The organism is Pseudoalteromonas sp. G5_S1_54_S4 (assembly GCF_054968565.1).
On record NZ_JBQKUL010000032.1, the window covers coordinates 1 to 18,689 of the forward strand.

Sequence of the window (18,689 nt, forward strand, 5' to 3'; positions counted from 1 at the left end):
CGTGACTCTAGCATAGTTCATGATAAAGCTTCTGATTTACCGCTTAACTTATGTGTTATTATTGCTGAAAAATTAAATGGACTATACTGTGATCATATCTAGCTATGCGGCCTTATTGGCCCTTTATTATATTTATTTGAGTGTTAATGTTATAAAAATACGTAAAGCCGATGGGATTTCGTTAGGTAATGGCAGTAATACCGCGCTTGAACGTGCAACCCGAGCGCATGGTAATTTTATTGAGTACGTGCCCATTAGCTTAATTTTAGTTTTTTTATTGGAGTATCAAGGGTTAGCTAGTCATTATGTGCATGCACTAGGCGGTTTATTATTTATCAGCCGTGTTGTTCATGGTTCTGCCATTATTAACAATAATTTAAAGGCACGTGGATTGAGCATGATGAGCACCTTTGCTATTGTGATAATAAGCGCGGTGTTATTACTTTTAAGTAGATAAACGATTATGCGGTTAGTTATTGTTTTTACATGTGTTTATTTTTTCAGTTCGCTGACATCATTTGCATGGGCAATAGAAAATAATAGCAAAAACACCGTTTCTAGTTTGCATGTTGTATACCCCAAAACAATGCGCAGTGGTGAAGATGAAATATTATATCCGTTAGTACTATTAAGAACAGCTCTGCAATTCAGCGGAGAAAATTTTACATTACAACCCTCAAGTATTTCGATGCCACAGAGCCGCGCGTTAAAGCAAATTCTTCATAATGATGAAATAAACGTAGCTTGGACCATGACCTCTAAACAGCGTGAGCAACAATTACTACCCGTTAGAGTGCCTATATTTAAGGGGTTATATGGGTGGCGTGTTTTGGTAACTACACAGGATAAAGTGAATACCTTATTAAACATCAATACCCTTAGCGACTTTAAAAGCATACACTTTATTCAAGGGCATGATTGGCCTGACACACAAATACTGCAGGATAACGGTTTAACTGTATCGACATCAATCGAATATAGTTCGTTATTTAATATGTTGATAAAAGGCCGAGGTGATGTATTTCCTCGTTCTGTGTTAGAGGTTGAAACTGAGCTCAATACCTTTAAAGATGAAGCCGTTGCTAACCTCACGATAGTGCCGCACTTATTGTTGCAATACCCAAGTGCAATCTACTTCTTTTTTAGTAAAGAAAAGCCCGAAATAGCGCAAGCGGTTGAGAAAGGCTTAGCTATTATGCGTAAAAACGGTGAGTTTGATCGTTTGTTTAAGGCTTATCATAGCAGTGCGATTGAGCATGCAGATATAAAAAATAAAATTATCATTAAATTAAAAAACAATCAGTTACCCGCATTAACACCCCTTAATGATGCATCACTTTGGTTTTCAGAAAAAGACATTTAAAACGCCATGACACAAAAAATATTTATTATTGGTTTACCACGCACTGGGACGACTAGCGTATGTAATGCATTTTTAGATTTTGGTATACGTACTGCCCATACTGCTTACACTAACGCTTGTTTTGAAAATGCGGTGGCTATCGCAGACACACCTGTATTTAACGATTATCAAACATTAGATAAATATTACCCAGGTTCTAAATTTGTATATTTAAAGCGAGAACTTAGCGCGTGGCTGCCTTCAATCAAACAGCTTTTAGTGCGTATGCATACTAATTTAACGCGTGCTGATGGGGGCTTTAATATTCATTTAAAGCGCTGTTACTTAAATACGTTTAGTGATTTTTCACTCGAAAACATTAATCAGGATGAATATTTAACTAATTGTTATAACACTCATTTTAATAGTGCTAATGCTTATTTTGCTGACCGGCCTAATGATTTTTTAGCCATTGACATAGCAAATCCCGAGAGTTTTAATAAGCTATGTGAGTTTTTAAATATTACCAGCAGCTTAGCTGGCTTTGAAAAAATGAACATGGGCGGTAAAGTCACTGCATGGAATGATATAAAGCACCCATTAAAAATTGAGTCAACGTCGAAAGGGCGGATTGATAAGTTTTTGCCTTATGAAAGTTAAATTTAAATCGCGATCAAAGATTTTTATTTTTAAATACGCTAAAATCCACGCATTATTTTATAAGTTGTATCCCTATGTTTGAATTAAAATACCACACGCCATTTGAATGGACCGAAGTTGTTTTAGCTGACTTCGAAACCTTTTTACAAGACCACGCTGCTGCTGAGAAAAAAGCATCTGGCATGGCTATGTCAATGCTTTCACATTATCCGGATAAGCGTAAATTAGTTAAAGCCATGACTGACTTAGCTCTTGAAGAGTTAATTCATTTTAAACAAGTGCTTAAACTATTAATTGAACGCGATACTAATTTGGGTGATGATAAAAAAGATCCATACATTAAACAAATTCGTGCACACTTTAGGCATGGTCGTGACGGTTTTTTAATGGACAGACTATTAGTTGGTGGGGTAATTGAGGCGAGGGGACATGAACGTTTTTCTTTAGTTGCCGAGGCACTACCTGAAGGAAAAGAAAAAGATTTTTATGTCGCAATTGCTAAATCAGAAGAAAAACATAAAAATTTATTTGTGGAACTCGCCTACGAATACTTTGATAAGCAAGAAGTTGACGAACGCTTAGACGAGCTACTAACAATAGAAGCCGAAATTTGTAAAAACATTCCTTTTACAGCGGCTCTACATTAAAAATTACGGTATGTTGTTTTAAAAGCAAAAGTAACATACCAACTTTTCAATTTATAACTGCTCCCTTCATACTAATTAAACAATCAAATAAACCCTAAGTAGATCAACTTTACTGCGCTTACTTTACACAGCCTACTCATAAACAGCTATTATGAATTATTAAAGTTTAGCTTGTCGAAGGATGTGAACCGATGCAACCAATTAAACACATTGCCGTATTAACCTCAGGGGGCGATGCGCCTGGGATGAACACCGCATTATTTTCCATAGTAAAAACCGCTCAACAACATGGAATAAAAGTGTCGGGCGTTCGAAAAGGGTTTGAGGGTTTAATTGATAATGATTTAGTGACACTTGATTGCAAAAGCCTACAACAAACCATGCACTTAGGTGGTACTGTGTTAAAAACAGCGCGTAGTGAAAGATTTAGAGGTGACGCCGGTAGAAATCTAGCACTAGCTACAATTGAACATAATAATATTGACGCTTTAATTGTGATAGGTGGAGATGGCTCATTTAGAGGGTGTTTATGGTTATCACAAATTACTAACATACCGTATATAGGCATTCCAGGCACTATTGATAATGATATTGCGGGTACAGATTACACCTTAGGGTTTGATACAGCAGTAAACACATCAATGCAATGTATTGATAATATTAGAGATACTGCAGAATCACATAATAGGGTGTTTGTTATTGAAGTAATGGGACGTGATTCTGGTTATATTGGCACTTATGCCGGTTTAACCTCTGGCGCCGATTCGATATTAATACCTGAAAGTGATGAAGACATAACTTATTTAGTGAATAAAATTAGTGATTATCACAGTGAGCATGCTTTTATTGTGGTGGTATCTGAAGGTGATGAAATTGGCGTTGAGCATATATGTGAGAAAATAAGTACCGTTAATCCCAGTATAGATTTGCGCGTAACTAAGCTAGGGCACTTACAACGCGGCGGTAATCCATCTGCAGCGGATCGTATGTTAGCAATAAGATTAGGCGTACACAGTGTTAAGGCTTTATGTGCTGGAGAAAGCGCTAAAATGGTGGGTATTTTAAATAACAAAGTATCAAATACTCCTATGCAAGATGTTGCAAAACAACATGTTATAAATGAAGAGCTACAAGGGCTGTTATCTGTATTTTGCCGCTAACGACTAATTAAAGAGGAATAATGACCAATGCGAGATAATAAAAACTCTAAAATGACGATTATTAAAGGTATTACAATAAGTTTTTTATTTGCCGGTTCAACAGTCGTATTGGCCAAAGATGATTGTGCAAATTTAACGGGGTGTGCGAAAAAAGCCTGTGAAGTTAACCACCAGTTATTAACTGCAAAACGCCAAGGTAATTCACACCAAGTTACAGGTCTTAATAAAGCACTCAATAATACAAACGAATACTTCACCCAGGATGGATTAAAAGTAGAGTTACAACAAAAAATAGATGATACCAATAGCGAAATTGAAGAATATAAAACCGGTCTTAAAAAAGCTAAGCGCCAAGGTAAGCATGACAAAGTTAAAAAGTATCAGCAAAAGCTAAACGACGAAACTAAACAGCTTAAGCAATTAATTGATTAGCTAAATAGTTTGGTTGATTAAAATGTCATTACAACGTTTTTATATTTAATAAAGTAGAGCATATTACTATAAATAAATAATGTGCGAATAAAAGGGCTAAAATATCATGTTTATAAGTGACGTAATTGCCGACAGTTAGATTGCTTAAGTAGATACTTATGCTATTTAACATAATATAAATTATAGGTAATTATATATCTATATATAAGTAGCGGTCTATTTTAAATAGCTTCAAGCTCACTAAGTCCAATACTAGACGGTATCGGACATTAAATGTATTTAAACAACTATTATGGTTATTCATAGTTATCACCTTGAGGTTCCTTAATGCTTAGCTTAATATTAAAGCACAAGCCGTAAAAAACATTGAAGTATTCATATGGAATTTGTACGCCCACTCGAACCAATTTTAATTATTGATGATGTTAAACAGATCCGCGCTGATTTAAGCCAAGTATTAGCCGGTTTAGGTTTTGATGACATTATTGAGTGCGATAATTTTAATTGTGCTAAACCTCTGCTTATTGAAAAATCACCCAACGTTATATTCTTAGATGTTGATTTACCTGATTCTGAAAGCATTGAAATTTTAGAGTCGATTAACAACGAACACCCTCATGCACATGTTGTTATGTGTTCAGGCCACAATAGCTTTGAAACAGTGCAAAATACCTGGGAGCTAGGCGCAAAAGAATTTATAGCTAAGCCCTTTAACGCGCAAAAAGTTGATGCGGTAATGAAACGTTTAGAACTCATAGATTAAAGGAAATTATGCAGCACATTGTTACGACAATAATTGATGACCTATCTACCGTTATATTTGGTAAACAACAACAAATAAAATTAGCGTTAGCCTGTTTATTTAGTGAAGGCCATTTACTAATTGAAGACTTACCCGGCATGGGAAAAACCACTTTGTCGCATGCATTAGCTGCAGTACTGGGGTTATCGTATCAGCGTATACAATTTACCAGCGATTTATTGCCCGCTGATATTATTGGCACCAATATATTTAATAATAATGAACATAGTTTTTCATTTCATAAAGGCCCAATTTTCAGCCAAGTGGTGCTCGCTGATGAAATAAATCGCGCGGGTCCTAAAACACAAAGTGCTTTATTGGAGGCGATGGAAGAACACCAAGTAACAGTAGATGGAGACAAGTACCCGCTCCCTACTCCATTTTTTGTAATTGCGACTCAAAATCCATTATATCAGGCAGGTACATACCCGTTACCAGAATCACAACTAGATCGTTTTTTAATGCGAATAAGTTTAGGGTTTCCACCTAAAGATGCAGAAAAACGGTTACTGTTAAATAATCTAAAACGTGATTATTCGCAGTTACCGCAGCGAATTGAACAACATCAACTTAAGCAAATTCAAGATGCAATATCAAATATCACGCTAAGTTCGCCGGTGGTTGATTATATAATTGAGTTAGTGACTTATACTCGTGAATCTCAAACATTAACGACTTCGCTTTCCCCAAGAGCCAGTATGGCACTGGCTAAATCGGCCAAAGCGTGGGCCTATATTGAAGGCCGTGACTACGTATTACCCGAAGATGTACAGGCTGTTTTTTCAAGTGTGTGTCAGCATCGATTAGGCTTACATAGTGATGCGGGCGATACACAAATAGTTGCCATTTTAAAACATGTTTTAGTGCCCGTTTAGGTAAATTCGTATTTATAAATTTAAGCGCCCTACTTTTATTCTCGATATAAAAAGCGCGATTTTAACTGCCTTATTAAAAAATAAGCACAAAAAAAATAGCATCACCTTAAAACATAATACTATTTATGTTTTACCATCCACGCTTGGCGTTTACTTTAGCGTTGTTGCATCATTAAATTTTGTAATGGGGATTAATTATCAAAATAATTTAATTCTGTTTATGGCTTATTTAATGTTTGTGATTATTATTTTTGCCTTGTTGTTAGGTTATAGCAACGCTAAAGGCTTAACTGTCAGCTTTAAGAATACTATTGAGAGTTATGCGCCACAGCCACCTCTATTAGTGTGGCAAATAAAATCAAACGACACATGTCAGTCAATCACCTTAAGTTATCCCAATAATTTTGAACAAGACTGCTATATAGAGAGTGTAAAAGCCGATACCATACAATGCCAGTTACCATTGCCTTATTTAAAGCGCGGTCGCTATTTACTAAAGCCAATAAAAATTGCCAGTAATTATCCATTTGGTTTGGTGAGTGTATGGAGCTATATTCAACCAGATCATACCGTTTATGTTTACCCTTCAATTATTAAAACACCAAATCAAAAACATTTAAGCCAAATGACTGCCAATGATGATGAAGGAACTGAAAAACATCTAGGCGATGACGAATTTGAAAGTTTAATTACCCATTTGCCAGAAATGGGGTTGCAGCGAGTTTCGTGGAAACACTACGCAAAAACTCAGCAATTATTAGTAAAACAATTTAGTGATTTTAAATCAGCCGATACACAATTTGACTTTAATTTAATGACAGGCGATACCGAGCAACGCTTAGGGCAATTGTGTTACCTAGTATGCCAAGCGTTTGAAAGCGACATTAATTACTCGATGAAATTGCCCAATAAATCCATAGAAAATGGATCAGGTAAGCTTCATCTGCAACGCTGCTTACAAGCCTTAAGTAATGTAGGCACTGATTATGAATGAGATAAAAAATCAACGCGTTATAAATTTTTCTCTGTCATTTATTTACTTAGGTTTAGTGAGCTTTTTTATAGAACACTTGCCCCTACCCTTTATTATTATGCTTAGCGTGTTATGTGGTTGGAATATTTATTTAACTCTTAAACACAAACAAAAGCCCAATGCGTGGTTAGCAAACGGACTCGCTGTAGTAGCATTAATTATTATGCTAAGCAGTATTGGCTTTAAAGATACCGTGGTGCTGTTTGTTGCCATGCTTTTGCTGTCATGCGTTTTTAAATTACTACAGGCAAAAACAAAGCAGCATTATCAATTGATCATCACCCTCACATTCTTCTCACTTTCAGCAGTGTATTTGTTTAGCCAAACTATTTTTACCACTTTAATTATTAGTACACTGTATATTTTAAATTTTGCTGTACTTGGGTTACTTGAATCTAGTCATAGTTTAAAACTGTCATCAAAACAAAGTGCTAAAATAATATTTCTGGCTTTTCCTTTGGCAGTTGTACTCTTAATATTTTTACCAAAACTCCCTGCATTTTGGCAATTACCTGGGCCAAAAATGGCGCAAACAGGCCTATCTGAACAAGTAGACCCATTTGATATAGCTAAATTATCAAACTCCGATGAATTGGTTTTTAGAGCGAAGTTTGATAATAATTCAACCACGCCTCCTTATTACTGGCGCGCTATTGTACATGATGAATTTGACGGTAAAGCTTGGAAAACATCTTCATTTTTAAAGCAAGCAATGATGTTACCAAGCCAAAATAACAGCAATGGAAACACCACTCAATACTCAATAATTGCTGAGCCAGCAATGGCTGATTGGTTATATGGGCTTGGCTATGCCAGTAGTAACAATGAAAATGTAGTTTCCAACTCATTCGGCTTGCTGCGTAAAAAACAATATAAATCCAAAGTGTTAAAATATTCTGTTAGTACTAAACCATTATCGACTAAGAAGCTTAATAGCGTAGAGCAGCGTTTTTATAAAACGCTTACTGTGAGTAATAACCAAAAAAGTTATCAACTGGCGCAACAGTTAAAAAACAGAAGTGCTAACGCTGATGAGCTTTTTAATAAACTGCTAGATTATTTTTCGCAAAATAGTTTCAGTTACACTCTTACGCCAACACCTATGCGCGATGATGATACGCTTGATCAATTTATGTTTAATAATAAACGTGGCTTTTGTGGTCATTATGCCAGTGCAGCTGCCTTTATTTTTAGAAGTGCTGGCGTTCCAGCGCGGGTAGTAAGCGGATATTTAGGCGGAGAGCATAATCAAAACAATGACTATATTACCGTTCGTCAATACGATGCGCATGCTTGGGTTGAGGTATATACTAATGCAGGCTGGAGAATATTTGATGCAACAGCGGTTGTTGCGCCCGAACGATTAAATGGTTCTTTATCACAGAGTGCTGCATTAAATGATGAATTTAAAAATAATATTAATTTTGGTTTAGTTAGCTTAAGTAATTATGCTGCCATAAACTGGCTTAGACTTGAATTAGAAAACTTAGATTATCAATGGTCTAGTTGGGTACTTGGGTTTGATAAAGACAAACAACAATATTTGTTTGCTACCTTATTTGGTAATAAGTTTATTTGGCTGGTGCCACTTGGGGTTATTATTATTTTAATTTTGAGTTTTACGGCTTACTTTATTTATTTAAACAGACCTAAAGCCTCAACAAAACAACCTCCGCTGGTAAAAGAGTATTATCAAATACTCAGTTGGGCTAATAAGCACACTATAAACTACCCTGAAAATGCTACGCCTATTCAAACATTACAACACATTAGTCAACAAGCCCCCTATGCAGAGCAACAAATAACCGCCTTTTGTCACTTATTTGAGCAAGTGCGCTATGCGAGACAACCATTTACCAAAGAACGTAAAAATCAGGCTAAAGATCTGATAAAATTAATTAAATCTATAAAACAGAGAAATCTATGAACGCAGTTATTATAGGCGTTATTTTAATGCTGGGACTCACTTTGGTCCGCGTAAATGTGATTGTTGCAATGACAATAAGTGCGCTTGTTGCCGGATTAACCGCAGGCATGGGCTTAAAAGAAAGTATTGATGCTTTTAATTCTGGCTTATCATCAGGCGCCGAAATTGCTTTAAGCTATGCGATGCTAGGTGCATTTGCCGTCGCTATCTCTAAGTCAGGCTTAACGCGTATTTTGGCCGCTAAGTTACTCGCTAAAGTAAATGCTCAAACAGGCTCTAGTGAAACCATATTAAGCTACTTTATTCTGTTTATTATTTTGATTTGTGCTATCTCTTCTCAAAACTTGGTGCCGGTGCATATCGCTTTTATTCCCATTTTGATCCCGCCGCTGCTTGTTGTGTTTAATAAACTGCGATTAGATAGACGTGCCATTGCTTGTATTTTAACCTTTGGTTTAGCCACCTCGTATATGGTGCTCCCGTATGGTTTTGGGGGTATTTATTTATACTCAATATTACATAAAAATCTAGTTGATAATGGCCTTGAGATTGTTAATACCAGTGTCCCTTTAGCAATGATAATTCCAGCTATTGGTATGTTTGTCGGCTTGTTGATTGCCCTATTTATTAGTTATCGAAAACGCCGCGAATACACAAGCACAGCATTAACAGTTCAAAGCCAACAAGCTGATGTTGAAAACCCAAAAAAGGTAATGCTGGTTGGTTTATTTGCCGTGCTTGCTTCTCTGATCGCTCAAAATGCCAGTGGCTCAATGATATTAGGTGGCCTAGTCGGGGTGGTTATATTTAGTGTATTTGGTGTGGTTAAGTGGGAAGAAAACGGCGACGTATTTAGTAAGGGTGTTGCCATGATGGCAATGATTGGTTTTATTATGATTTCTGCGCAAGGTTTTGCTGCTGTAATGAAAGAAACCGGACACGTTGCTAGCCTAGTCCATAGCAGCGCCGCCATTTTTGACGGTAATAAACCCATAGCAGCTGCAGTAATTTTATTAGTCGGCTTATTTATAACCATGGGCATTGGTAGTTCATTTTCGACTGTGCCTATAATTGCAACCTTATTTGTGCCTTTATGTTTAGAGCTAAACTTTTCTGTAATGGCAACCGCTGCACTTGTTGGTACGGCTGGCGCATTAGGTGATGCCGGCTCCCCTGCCTCTGACTCTACTCTAGGGCCGACATCAGGACTTAATGCTGACGGACAACACGACCACATTTGGGATTCGGTTGTGCCAACCTTTATTCACTTTAATATTCCGTTATTGGTGTTTGGCTGGATAGCCGCTATGGTTTTATAGTTATTTAAAGGCGTGCATTGCACGCCTTTTTATTAGTCTCATTTATTACTTTAATACGCCCTGCTCATTGAAAAACCAATACTTTTTATCTTGTTTAATTGCTAAGTTGGCCATTAGATAAATAAAGTATGATGTGTTCTTTATGGTTAATAATATAAGCACCATAATTGGTGCTTATATTATTTTTACTGTTAGGTGTTATAACTCAAAACCATGCAGCATTTTGTCACACACGACAGGTGTTGGCCTGTGGTTATCATCAACAGCAACAAAGGTAAAGCTGCCGGTTATAGCAGAGTGCTTGTTATCTTTCTGCATAGTTTCTAGGAATATTTCAACATCTACCTTTAGGCTGGTATTCCCTACATGCGACACTTTTGAGATTAATTCGGCAAATGAACCTGCCGGAATAGCCTCTTTAAAATCTACCCTATCAGATGAAATAGTCACTAATGGCTTACGGCAAAAACGGGTAGCTGCTATAAAAGCAACCTCATCCATCCACGCTAATGCATCACCACCAAATAGCGTATTGTGGTGATTAGTACGCCCAGGAAATACCGCTTTTGTAACCGATGTGGTCGAATCTTTTATACGCTGCGCAATAATTGCTTCGCGCTCTACTTGAGTCATAATCTCTACTTTTTGTTTGCTAATGTGTCTTGCATCAATAATGCAGGGTCAAGGCGTTCACCTTGCCAATTAAATCGCCAATCTAAATGTGGGCCAGTTACTCGCCCTGTCGCCCCTATTTCAGCCACTTTCATACCTTGTGTAATTTTATCCCCCACTTTTACATCTAGCTTGCTTAAATGAATATAAGTCGAGGTAACACCGTGGCCATGATCTAAAATTAATGTGCCACCTGAGTAATATAAATCTGGTTCAGCAAATACCACGGTACCGCTGATCGGCGCATACACAGGAGAACCTGTTTTATTTGCTATGTCTAAACCAAAGTGTGGTCTGCGTGGTTCACCATTAAAGTAACGCTGGCTTCCATAAACACCTGAAATACGGCCCTCGGCAGGCCTAAGCACAGGCTGTAAAAAGTACTCTAGGTCAGAGTTAACAGCGCGCGCTTTTCTTACCGCGACCGCTTCACGGCTAATACGTTCACTGACCGCTTTTGGTGGCGATACATATTTTTTTGCAACACCGGTTATTTTATCGATGTTGTAGTCACGAAGGGTTATAACTAAATCTTGGCTGTGGTTTTTTCCACTTTTATCAACCCATGATAAAGTGTGGTTTGGTTTTGCATCACGACCAAAACCAAATACAAATAAGCCAGTATCAGATAGCTTTAATGGCTTACCATTTAAGCTAACCGATTTTGCGTTATTCAATTGCCCTGTAACCAAGCCGCCTTGAGTTAAATGTCCTTTTAGTTCAACTGCCAAAGCACTAAAACTAAATGATGCAATTAACGCTGACACTAATAAGGATTTAAGCATAACTAATTGACCCCTTGCCGACGCCTTCATAAGCGGTAATTTTTACGTCTTTTTCTGGATGCTGCAGTTTTACTTGGCCGGCAATATACTCAGCAATACATTCTACTGTGGTATCTATTGGTAAAATGTCGCAACGCGATTCGCTAATAGCCATTTCAAAATAACCTTGCGCGGCTGTGTATGCAAAACACACGTCATCTTCTTTGGCGATAATGTGTTTTAATTCAGAGGCGCTGATTTGATCTTCGCTGGTAGCTAAGTAAATATCTTGCCATTTATCAGCCCACTGTTTTTGTAAACGAGGCATAGAGATACCACCTAAGCTGATCCCTATTTGTGAACGATGGCCATGAATAATGCGCTGGCAATTACCATCATGCTTTTTAAGGCCATGGCTGTAGTGGTAGTAAAAACTTTGGTTGTGCTCAGGCTTTAATACCAGTTCAATTTTTTCAATATTATCAGGAAGCTGTGGCAGTATTGTGGCAACTAAATACTCTGTAACCGACTCAATGGTTATTTCGTCGGTATCTATTAGGCAAAAAGCTTGATGAGGCGCACTCATTGCAAGGTGCTTATTCTCACCAAATGTACAATCTAATGTTTTATGATCAGCAAATTCATTAATGCTACCGTTTATGTTATTTGGAACAGCTAAACGGTGATCAATACACTCATCAATAATGCCTTTTATTTGCTTTTTAACTAAGCCAAAGTCTAAAACCATAGACTCTTCATTTAGTTTGCCATGTAAAGTCAAATCAACAATCCAACTTTCGCCAACTGCACCGCGTTTATTGCATAAGTAAGAAAAATCAATCACAGTGAGTGAGTTAACAAAAAGGGTCATAAATTTCCTTTAAACTGATTAAAAGTCAGCCCTAATTATAATGATTTCTGTTAGTAATTGCGCGGTTTAATCATACTAAAATCAGTTGCATTGACTGATTGGCTATATTTAAACCATTTTTTAACTGCTCCGAGTTGTTTAGCGTACAAGTGTACGCTAAAGTACGGGGCAATTTCTAAGCAAAGATTAAGTGTTATGGAACCTAAAAATAGCTATACAAAAGAAGATTTGATCCTTTGTGGTCAAGGTGAAATGTTTGGTGAAGGAAATTGTCGTTTACCAAGTGACAATATGTTAATGATGGATCGTATCATCTCTATCACCGATGATGGTGGTGAGCACGGTAAAGGCCAAATTATTGCTGAGCTAGATATTGACCCTAGCCTTTGGTTTTTTGACTGCCACTTTAAAGGCGACCCTGTAATGCCGGGTTGTTTAGGCTTAGATGCAATGTGGCAACTGGTTGGGTTTTTCTTAGGCTGGTCTGGTGGCCCTGGTCTTGGCCGCGCATTAGGTGTAGGCGAAGTGAAATTTACTGGCCAAATTCTACCAACGGCAAAAAAAGTAACTTACCGTCTCGATATGAAACGCGTTATTAAACGTAAGTTGTTTATGGGTATGGCTGATGGCACTGTTGAAGTAGACGGCCGCGTTATATACGAAGCAAAAGATTTAAAAGTGGGCTTATTCCAAGACACTAGCGCGTTTTAATTTTAACGCACGCAACAAAAAAGCCTCTAACTAGAGGCTTTTTTTGCTTAAATTCGTTGTGAGTTTATGTTTTATACATATTGCGATTTTCTATTGCCTCGCGCCAACCACCAAGCCACTCAGACTTAGGATCAACTTGTTGATAAGGGCAGTGCTCTTTTGAGCGACCAGCTAAACCAGCTTTAAAACCTTGAGAATGAGCTCTTTCTAAACGATCTCTTTTCTGTCTCTTCATCGGTAAAATCCTCACCTTTATATTTATATTTTTGTAGCATTAAGTTCATCTACATTTAATAAATAGCCAACAAAAATGTTTAATTCAAACACAAAATACAATTAATTTGTTTGACTTTAACTAAGCTGCTGATGCAATGATAAATTAATTTAAAAATAATTTTATTGCTCAACATTAACCAATTTAACTTTATTAAAATGTTCCGATACATCGGTTCAAAACACATAAGTGTCATATTTGTGACTAACAATATACCCTTAAGTTCCCAATTAACCTGAACTCCGGATAATAAATCCATCTCAAGCAGCTATTTTCAGCGCTAACTGCGTTGAATTTACTTGCAATAGGCTAGCTATTGACGCGTAATTTCGCCTTGTTTTCACTAAAAATCTCTAGCTTGAGAAAATAAAAATAAATATCATTTTGATTCAATATGTTAGTAAATCTCTTAACCAGAGTTCAGGTCAATTAATTTGTAATCAAAAAATGAACGTCAGAGCTGTTTTAAAAACATCCCAAATAAAAGCTTGATTAATTAAAACCGATCGGTCTAATATAAAACATGAACAAAACACCAGCAGTTGCAACTAGGCGTGGCCGCCCACCCAAAATAGCCAGAGACAGCGCAGATACAAAAGCGCTGCTCATTCGTGTGGGCTTAGAAACCTTAACTGAGTTTGGCTTTAGTGCCACCGGGCTCGACACCATATTAAAAAAAGCAAAAGTACCAAAAGGCTCTTTTTATCATTACTTTAAAAGTAAAGAAGCCTATGGTTTGGCTCTTGTTGATGCCTACGACGTTTTTTTTATAAATAAACTTAAATTTTACCTAGAGCAATCTGAAGTCCCCGCACTTGAGCGCATTGTTAATTTCACACAAAGCGCAATTGCTGGAATGCAAAAGTATGATTACAAACGCGGGTGCTTGGTGGGTAACTTAAATCAAGAGCTTAATCATTTAAGTGACGACTTTAAAACTCGTTTAATGCAAAGCTACATCGCTTGGCAACAACAATTAAAACGATGTTTAGATTTAGCCCAGCAGCAACAAACTATTAATCCACACATTAATACCGAACAAATGAGTGAATATTTTTGGGTGGGTTGGGAAGGCGCAGTAATGCGAGCTAAACTAACCCAATCAAGTAAGCCACTTACTTTATACACAGAAATGTTTTTACGCGCATTACTCAGTTAATGCATTTTTTATTACTAATTTAAAGACGATCGGTCTAAAAGGAAATCTAATGAGCAATTCTATCAAAGCTATTGTTATAGATAAGCAAGACGACAACTACACTGCAGTCCTAAGCACCATAAACAGTGACGATCTACCAAACGAAAATGTATTAATTGATGTGCTTTACAGTACCTTAAATTATAAAGATGGCTTAGCCATCACGGGTAAAGGGCCTGTTGTACGTAGCTTTCCTATGGTGCCGGGGATTGATTTAGTGGGTACAGTGACTAGCAGCGACAGTGCTGAATTTAAAAGTGGCGACCACGTTATTTTAAATGGTTTTGGTGTTGGCGAAAAGCACTGGGGTGGCTTATCTCAAAAAGCGGCACTGAGCAGTGATTGGTTAATTCCCCTACCCGCTAACTTATCACCTAAACAAGCTATGCAAATTGGTACTGCCGGTTATACGGCAATGCTCAGTGTTATTGCACTAGAAAAGCAAGGCGTTACTCCCGAGTCAGGTGAAATTTTAGTGACCGGTGCTAATGGTGGCGTAGGCAGTTTTGCTATTTATTTACTAAGCCAGCTAGGTTATCAAGTCACCGCTGCAACAGGTCGTATGGAGCAAGCAGACTATTTAAAATCATTAGGAGCAACTAATGTAATTGATAGAAATGAGTTTTCTAACCCTGGTAAACCTTTGCAAAAAGAACGCTTTGCTGCAGCTATTGATTCTGTAGGTAGTCACACACTTGCAAATATTTGTGCATCACTTAAATATGGGGGGGTTGTTACTGCTTGCGGGCTTGCTCAAGGTATGGACTTACCGGCCTCGGTTGCACCATTTATTTTACGTGGGGTTTCATTAATGGGTATTGATAGCGTTATGCGCCCTAAAGCGGATCGTGTTGAAGCTTGGAAACGTTTAGCTTCATTAGTTAATGCCGATTACTTGGATAAAATTTCAACTGAAATAAATCTTGATCAAGTCATTGAAAGCGCTGAGCAACTAATGCAGGGCCAAATTCGTGGTCGTGTAGTGGTTAATTGTCAAAGTTAAGCATTTTTGCTACTAAACTCTCGTTATTAAATTTATAATGTTCGCTGATTTTTTAATAACGAGAGAACACCTATGAGCAACCAAGAACTTTTCAGTAATAACCCACTGCAAGGCGTTAAATTAGAGCAAGTGGTTGAAGAACTGGTTGAGCAATATGGGTGGGAACTCCTGCATGCCTACTTACAACTTAACTGCTTTAAAAATAACCCTGACATTAAATCTGCAGTTAAATTTTTGCGTAAAACCGAGTGGGCACAACAAAAAGTAGATAATTTCTATTTGTACCGCCTTAAAAACTTACCTCGCCCAGATGACGTACAATACGAACTGCCTCCACGCGACCGCATTATTCCTGAAGGCGATAAACCAGGTGAGCCTTGCGAGTTAAGCTTTTCTGATGCAAAACGTATTCAAGAAAAAAAAGCAGCAAAACAACGTGCGCGTACCCGTAAGCAACGTTCAAATTCAAGTAACCCGTGGGGTAACTAATACGTATTTTAGGCAAGAGTTAACAATAAACGTTAGCTCTTGCGTTACTGCAAACTGAAGTAATTAATAACCGCGGTATTTCCAAAAGTCGTCTTCAGTTTTAGTTTTTTCATTAATAAGATTAAATGTTTTATCTGCAATCACTTTCCCCGCTAAAGATAGGGTCATACGCCAGTCACCTATTTTATCCTCAATAGGCTCCCATACCGTATCGCCTAAATAAAACGACCAGTCGTTGTCTTTAACATATACAGTACCCTCAAAAGGCAGCATCACTTCGCCATTGGTATCTATAATACCTGGGTGGTAAATACAAAAATGTAGTTTTTCGCCTTTAGCTTTTTTAATATTAACTATCAGACCAAATTCTACATCAAGTTCTGCTTTGACTTGCGTAGTGAATTGAGTAATTTGCGGTAGCGATTTACTGTCTTTGTCCCAGTGACTATATATGCCGAAACTTTGTAATGTAATTTGTGGTTTAGATTTTGCCATTGAACTTTCTATTTTTGTACTTTCAATTTTTAAACCACCAGCTTAAGCGAGCGGTTTATTAATTAAGTAGTTGCTTTGGATTTTTAGGGTAATATTTGCTTGGTTGTTGTTCACATAAACCAAACTCACGAGTGTTTTTATACGGTAACTTCATAAAGCCAGCCACCCCCACGTCGGTAATATTTACCGCGTATTGCATAAGCTTATTTAGTAAACGTTTAAATTCTACTTCTTTGCTGGCATCAAGTAATCTGTAGTAATGATGAATTTTCATCCTATCTGGCAGCGCTTCAAAAATAATACAGCCGGTATGATGTATCTGGTTTAGCTCAAATACACATTTAATCACTTTTTTAGGCAGTTGCAATTGCTCATCGGGGTCTTTACCATCTTCAAAATATGAATGCGGACGCGTTACATCGCTGGCTTTTACATTAACCACTTCATAATCAAGCTCAGGTAACTGGTTAAATTTAAACGCGCCAGTCCCATCACGTTCTAACTGAATTGTTTTGCGGGCATCAAATAAACAACACTTAAATAAGCCTTTTTGGCTAATAGCCTGGGCTAACATTACTGTGTTGTTTACTGCATCGGTGAATGCGGTTGCGAGGGTCTCGTCATGCATAATGAGTGACGATTCAACATACAAAGATTCATCTTTCCAATGAAAGCTGAGCCCTCCTACTACAGGATATTTAGCTAAGCGGCTAATAGAGGCTAAAAACGCTTTTTCGGTATCCCCAGTATCAAATAAAAACTCTTTATAATACCTATCAAGCTGAGCATCGTTAACATCTAAAAGTTGTTGTTTATGATCGGCTTGGCGTAAAAATTGTTTTCTAGAGCTATAAACTACGGTTTCGGGTTCGGGGTCTTGGCTAAACCAAAACGGAATTGCCGCTTTAGTTTCTGTTTTTGGTAGTTGTGGTAAATACGCTTTTGCCATGGTTTCTATGTTACGCATAAAATAGTCACCTGCTTTGTCTCTGACTAACCGTTCTTTTGAAAGCATGCCATCAATAACGTTTGCCAGCTCCTTAGGTAACATTAAACTTCTGGCAGGTATAGCCTGAGCACCAAATCGGCAAGACTGCGCCGAGGCAAGTGCATATAGCGTTGATGCAACCCCCTGCTCATCAAAACGAGGGGACGACTTTTCACCCGACATTTGCGCATCACCTATAAAATACACATCGCCCATACGGGCATTGGTAGTACTTAAGTCACCCGACATTAAATCCATAAAATTACTGGCAATTGGGTTTCCTTGTTCATCTACTTGGGCATAAACAGAGCTTCCCCAGTCAACCAATGAAAGCTGCTTGGCATTTTCATCCCACACCAAGTTAGAGGGTTTAATATCACCATGTACAATAGGCTGCGGGCTTAAACCATTTTTATGACGACGTAAATCAAGCAACACATTTCTTAATTTAACCGCTAAGCTCATTATTTTGGCGGCCGGTAAGCGCCCTTGCTTTAGTGATACTTTTTCAAGGTCTTCACCAATGGCGCGCGCCATCATCAAAATGCCTTGTTTTTTTATTCGCTCAAAGCCATAAAATGTTGGCACTAAGGGATTTTTGATTTGCGAAAGCATATACGCTTCATCTTCAAGGCGATCACGGACACTTTGCGCGAGCGTAATTCTAGAAAACTTAAACACCCAAGGCAGGCCATGTTCATCATCCCCTGCAAATACAAACCCAAATGCCCCTGAGCCAATCATTTCTACCTTTTTATACCCAAGCAAAGTGAGCTGTTTAATACAAATATTAAGCCACTGACGATGTTTTTTTGCATCACGGTGTGACAGCAAATAAACCGATTGCTCTTCGTTGATATAAAAATTGCGAATTTCTTTAGCTTTCAATGCGGGTTCTCTAGGTTAGTTGTTAAAAGCGCAGTGTTACCTTTATATTTGATAGTAACGCGAGCATTGTTTTAATTAAACCTTTAAGCATCACAATATGTTTATCAAGCTGTTATGTCATGGTATTTAGTCATGATTT

At 37.6% G+C, this 18,689-nt stretch carries 21 protein-coding genes; 15 read left to right on the top strand and 6 right to left on the bottom strand.

What is annotated here, in order from left to right:
* Positions 1 to 88: 88 nt before the first annotated feature.
* The 11 genes from ACTRWE_RS12620 (at position 89) to ACTRWE_RS12670 (ending at position 10,197) form a co-directional block, all read left to right on the top strand.
* Complete coding sequence (locus ACTRWE_RS12620; protein ID WP_020476989.1) at positions 89 to 457, top strand: MAPEG family protein; 369 nt, start codon at positions 89 to 91, stop codon at positions 455 to 457.
* Positions 458 to 463: 6 nt separating this feature from the next.
* Entirely contained in the window at positions 464 to 1,363 is a 900-nt protein-coding gene (locus ACTRWE_RS12625; RefSeq protein ID WP_016900345.1) for a type 2 periplasmic-binding domain-containing protein, read from the top strand.
* Between the two features lie 6 nt (positions 1,364 to 1,369).
* Entirely contained in the window at positions 1,370 to 2,002 is a 633-nt protein-coding gene (locus ACTRWE_RS12630; RefSeq protein ID WP_013464933.1) for a sulfotransferase, read from the top strand.
* Between the two features lie 74 nt (positions 2,003 to 2,076).
* Positions 2,077 to 2,649, top strand: coding sequence for a MiaE family protein (locus tag ACTRWE_RS12635; protein ID WP_013464932.1), 573 nt, complete (start codon positions 2,077 to 2,079; stop codon positions 2,647 to 2,649).
* A 191-nt stretch (positions 2,650 to 2,840) separates the two neighbouring features.
* Positions 2,841 to 3,809: an ATP-dependent 6-phosphofructokinase gene (locus tag ACTRWE_RS12640; protein ID WP_013464931.1), complete on the top strand. Its 969-nt coding sequence runs from the start codon at positions 2,841 to 2,843 to the stop codon at positions 3,807 to 3,809.
* Positions 3,810 to 3,836: 27 nt separating this feature from the next.
* Complete coding sequence (locus ACTRWE_RS12645) at positions 3,837 to 4,241, top strand: DUF1090 domain-containing protein (RefSeq protein ID WP_013464930.1); 405 nt, start codon at positions 3,837 to 3,839, stop codon at positions 4,239 to 4,241.
* Positions 4,242 to 4,620: 379 nt separating this feature from the next.
* Complete coding sequence (locus tag ACTRWE_RS12650) at positions 4,621 to 5,004, top strand: response regulator (RefSeq protein WP_013464929.1); 384 nt, start codon at positions 4,621 to 4,623, stop codon at positions 5,002 to 5,004.
* An 8-nt stretch (positions 5,005 to 5,012) separates the two neighbouring features.
* Positions 5,013 to 5,918: an AAA family ATPase gene (locus ACTRWE_RS12655; RefSeq protein ID WP_013464928.1), complete on the top strand. Its 906-nt coding sequence runs from the start codon at positions 5,013 to 5,015 to the stop codon at positions 5,916 to 5,918.
* A 4-nt stretch (positions 5,919 to 5,922) separates the two neighbouring features.
* Positions 5,923 to 6,912, top strand: coding sequence for a DUF58 domain-containing protein (locus tag ACTRWE_RS12660; protein WP_029610002.1), 990 nt, complete (start codon positions 5,923 to 5,925; stop codon positions 6,910 to 6,912).
* On the top strand, positions 6,905 to 8,878 hold the full coding sequence (locus ACTRWE_RS12665; protein WP_013464926.1) for a transglutaminase TgpA family protein: 1,974 nt from the start codon (positions 6,905 to 6,907) through the stop codon (positions 8,876 to 8,878). The genes ACTRWE_RS12660 and ACTRWE_RS12665 overlap by 8 nt, the downstream gene beginning before the upstream one ends.
* Positions 8,875 to 10,197 (top strand): Na+/H+ antiporter family protein, encoded by a 1,323-nt coding sequence (locus ACTRWE_RS12670; RefSeq protein ID WP_010389979.1) that lies wholly within the window; start codon positions 8,875 to 8,877, stop codon positions 10,195 to 10,197. The genes ACTRWE_RS12665 and ACTRWE_RS12670 overlap by 4 nt, the downstream gene beginning before the upstream one ends.
* Before the next feature lie 198 nt (positions 10,198 to 10,395).
* On the opposite strand, the gene ACTRWE_RS12675 is transcribed toward ACTRWE_RS12670, so the two are convergent.
* The 3 genes from ACTRWE_RS12675 to ACTRWE_RS12685 are packed head-to-tail and all read right to left on the bottom strand — an operon-like array spanning position 10,396 to position 12,504.
* The gene (locus ACTRWE_RS12675) at positions 10,396 to 10,830 is read right to left on the bottom strand and encodes an acyl-CoA thioesterase (RefSeq protein WP_013464923.1); all 435 of its coding nucleotides are present in this window, start codon (positions 10,828 to 10,830) and stop codon (positions 10,396 to 10,398) included.
* A gap of 5 nt (positions 10,831 to 10,835) precedes the next feature.
* On the bottom strand, positions 10,836 to 11,654 hold the full coding sequence (locus ACTRWE_RS12680) for a M23 family metallopeptidase (protein WP_013464922.1): 819 nt from the start codon (positions 11,652 to 11,654) through the stop codon (positions 10,836 to 10,838).
* Positions 11,647 to 12,504, bottom strand: coding sequence for a 6-carboxytetrahydropterin synthase (locus ACTRWE_RS12685; protein WP_013464921.1), 858 nt, complete (start codon positions 12,502 to 12,504; stop codon positions 11,647 to 11,649). The genes ACTRWE_RS12680 and ACTRWE_RS12685 overlap by 8 nt, the downstream gene beginning before the upstream one ends.
* Positions 12,505 to 12,699: 195 nt before the next feature.
* On the opposite strand from ACTRWE_RS12685, the gene fabA reads away from it, so the two are divergent.
* Positions 12,700 to 13,215, top strand: coding sequence for a bifunctional 3-hydroxydecanoyl-ACP dehydratase/trans-2-decenoyl-ACP isomerase (fabA, locus tag ACTRWE_RS12690; protein WP_008114654.1), 516 nt, complete (start codon positions 12,700 to 12,702; stop codon positions 13,213 to 13,215).
* 64 nt (positions 13,216 to 13,279) lie between these two features.
* On the opposite strand, the gene rmf is transcribed toward fabA, so the two are convergent.
* On the bottom strand, positions 13,280 to 13,450 hold the full coding sequence (gene rmf, locus ACTRWE_RS12695) for a ribosome modulation factor (protein ID WP_008114656.1): 171 nt from the start codon (positions 13,448 to 13,450) through the stop codon (positions 13,280 to 13,282).
* 562 nt (positions 13,451 to 14,012) lie between these two features.
* Between rmf and acuR the strand changes: the two genes are divergently transcribed.
* From acuR to ACTRWE_RS12710, 3 genes are all read left to right on the top strand, one after another.
* The gene (gene acuR / locus ACTRWE_RS12700) at positions 14,013 to 14,648 is read left to right on the top strand and encodes an acrylate utilization transcriptional regulator AcuR (protein ID WP_013464920.1); all 636 of its coding nucleotides are present in this window, start codon (positions 14,013 to 14,015) and stop codon (positions 14,646 to 14,648) included.
* Positions 14,649 to 14,697: 49 nt separating this feature from the next.
* Positions 14,698 to 15,690 (top strand): acrylyl-CoA reductase (NADPH), encoded by a 993-nt coding sequence (gene acuI / locus ACTRWE_RS12705; RefSeq protein ID WP_462880115.1) that lies wholly within the window; start codon positions 14,698 to 14,700, stop codon positions 15,688 to 15,690.
* 72 nt (positions 15,691 to 15,762) lie between these two features.
* Positions 15,763 to 16,179, top strand: coding sequence for a VF530 family protein (locus ACTRWE_RS12710; protein WP_008114664.1), 417 nt, complete (start codon positions 15,763 to 15,765; stop codon positions 16,177 to 16,179).
* A 63-nt stretch (positions 16,180 to 16,242) separates the two neighbouring features.
* Here ACTRWE_RS12710 and ACTRWE_RS12715 read toward each other — a convergent pair whose 3' ends face one another.
* Entirely contained in the window at positions 16,243 to 16,674 is a 432-nt protein-coding gene (locus tag ACTRWE_RS12715) for a DUF3859 domain-containing protein (protein WP_013464918.1), read from the bottom strand.
* Between the two features lie 58 nt (positions 16,675 to 16,732).
* Entirely contained in the window at positions 16,733 to 18,550 is a 1,818-nt protein-coding gene (locus ACTRWE_RS12720) for a protein kinase domain-containing protein (RefSeq protein WP_462880116.1), read from the bottom strand.
* Positions 18,551 to 18,689: the final 139 nt, after the last annotated feature.

What these genes read in the sequence shown, in the direction of transcription:
- ACTRWE_RS12670 (WP_010389979.1), top strand. Translation starts at nt 8,875, where the DNA reads ATGAACGCAGTTATTATAGGCGTTATTTTAATGCTGGGACTCACTTTG.
- acuR (WP_013464920.1), top strand. Translation starts at nt 14,013, where the DNA reads ATGAACAAAACACCAGCAGTTGCAACTAGGCGTGGCCGCCCACCCAAA.
- ACTRWE_RS12685 (WP_013464921.1), bottom strand. Translation starts at nt 12,504, where the DNA reads ATGACCCTTTTTGTTAACTCACTCACTGTGATTGATTTTTCTTACTTA.
- ACTRWE_RS12715 (WP_013464918.1), bottom strand. Translation starts at nt 16,674, where the DNA reads ATGGCAAAATCTAAACCACAAATTACATTACAAAGTTTCGGCATATAT.
- acuI (WP_462880115.1), top strand. Translation starts at nt 14,698, where the DNA reads ATGAGCAATTCTATCAAAGCTATTGTTATAGATAAGCAAGACGACAAC.
- rmf (WP_008114656.1), bottom strand. Translation starts at nt 13,450, where the DNA reads ATGAAGAGACAGAAAAGAGATCGTTTAGAAAGAGCTCATTCTCAAGGT.
- ACTRWE_RS12650 (WP_013464929.1), top strand. Translation starts at nt 4,621, where the DNA reads ATGGAATTTGTACGCCCACTCGAACCAATTTTAATTATTGATGATGTT.
- ACTRWE_RS12630 (WP_013464933.1), top strand. Translation starts at nt 1,370, where the DNA reads ATGACACAAAAAATATTTATTATTGGTTTACCACGCACTGGGACGACT.
- ACTRWE_RS12675 (WP_013464923.1), bottom strand. Translation starts at nt 10,830, where the DNA reads ATGACTCAAGTAGAGCGCGAAGCAATTATTGCGCAGCGTATAAAAGAT.
- ACTRWE_RS12680 (WP_013464922.1), bottom strand. Translation starts at nt 11,654, where the DNA reads ATGCTTAAATCCTTATTAGTGTCAGCGTTAATTGCATCATTTAGTTTT.
- ACTRWE_RS12655 (WP_013464928.1), top strand. Translation starts at nt 5,013, where the DNA reads ATGCAGCACATTGTTACGACAATAATTGATGACCTATCTACCGTTATA.
- ACTRWE_RS12710 (WP_008114664.1), top strand. Translation starts at nt 15,763, where the DNA reads ATGAGCAACCAAGAACTTTTCAGTAATAACCCACTGCAAGGCGTTAAA.
- ACTRWE_RS12665 (WP_013464926.1), top strand. Translation starts at nt 6,905, where the DNA reads ATGAATGAGATAAAAAATCAACGCGTTATAAATTTTTCTCTGTCATTT.
- ACTRWE_RS12635 (WP_013464932.1), top strand. Translation starts at nt 2,077, where the DNA reads ATGTTTGAATTAAAATACCACACGCCATTTGAATGGACCGAAGTTGTT.
- ACTRWE_RS12640 (WP_013464931.1), top strand. Translation starts at nt 2,841, where the DNA reads ATGCAACCAATTAAACACATTGCCGTATTAACCTCAGGGGGCGATGCG.
- ACTRWE_RS12625 (WP_016900345.1), top strand. Translation starts at nt 464, where the DNA reads ATGCGGTTAGTTATTGTTTTTACATGTGTTTATTTTTTCAGTTCGCTG.
- ACTRWE_RS12645 (WP_013464930.1), top strand. Translation starts at nt 3,837, where the DNA reads ATGCGAGATAATAAAAACTCTAAAATGACGATTATTAAAGGTATTACA.
- fabA (WP_008114654.1), top strand. Translation starts at nt 12,700, where the DNA reads ATGGAACCTAAAAATAGCTATACAAAAGAAGATTTGATCCTTTGTGGT.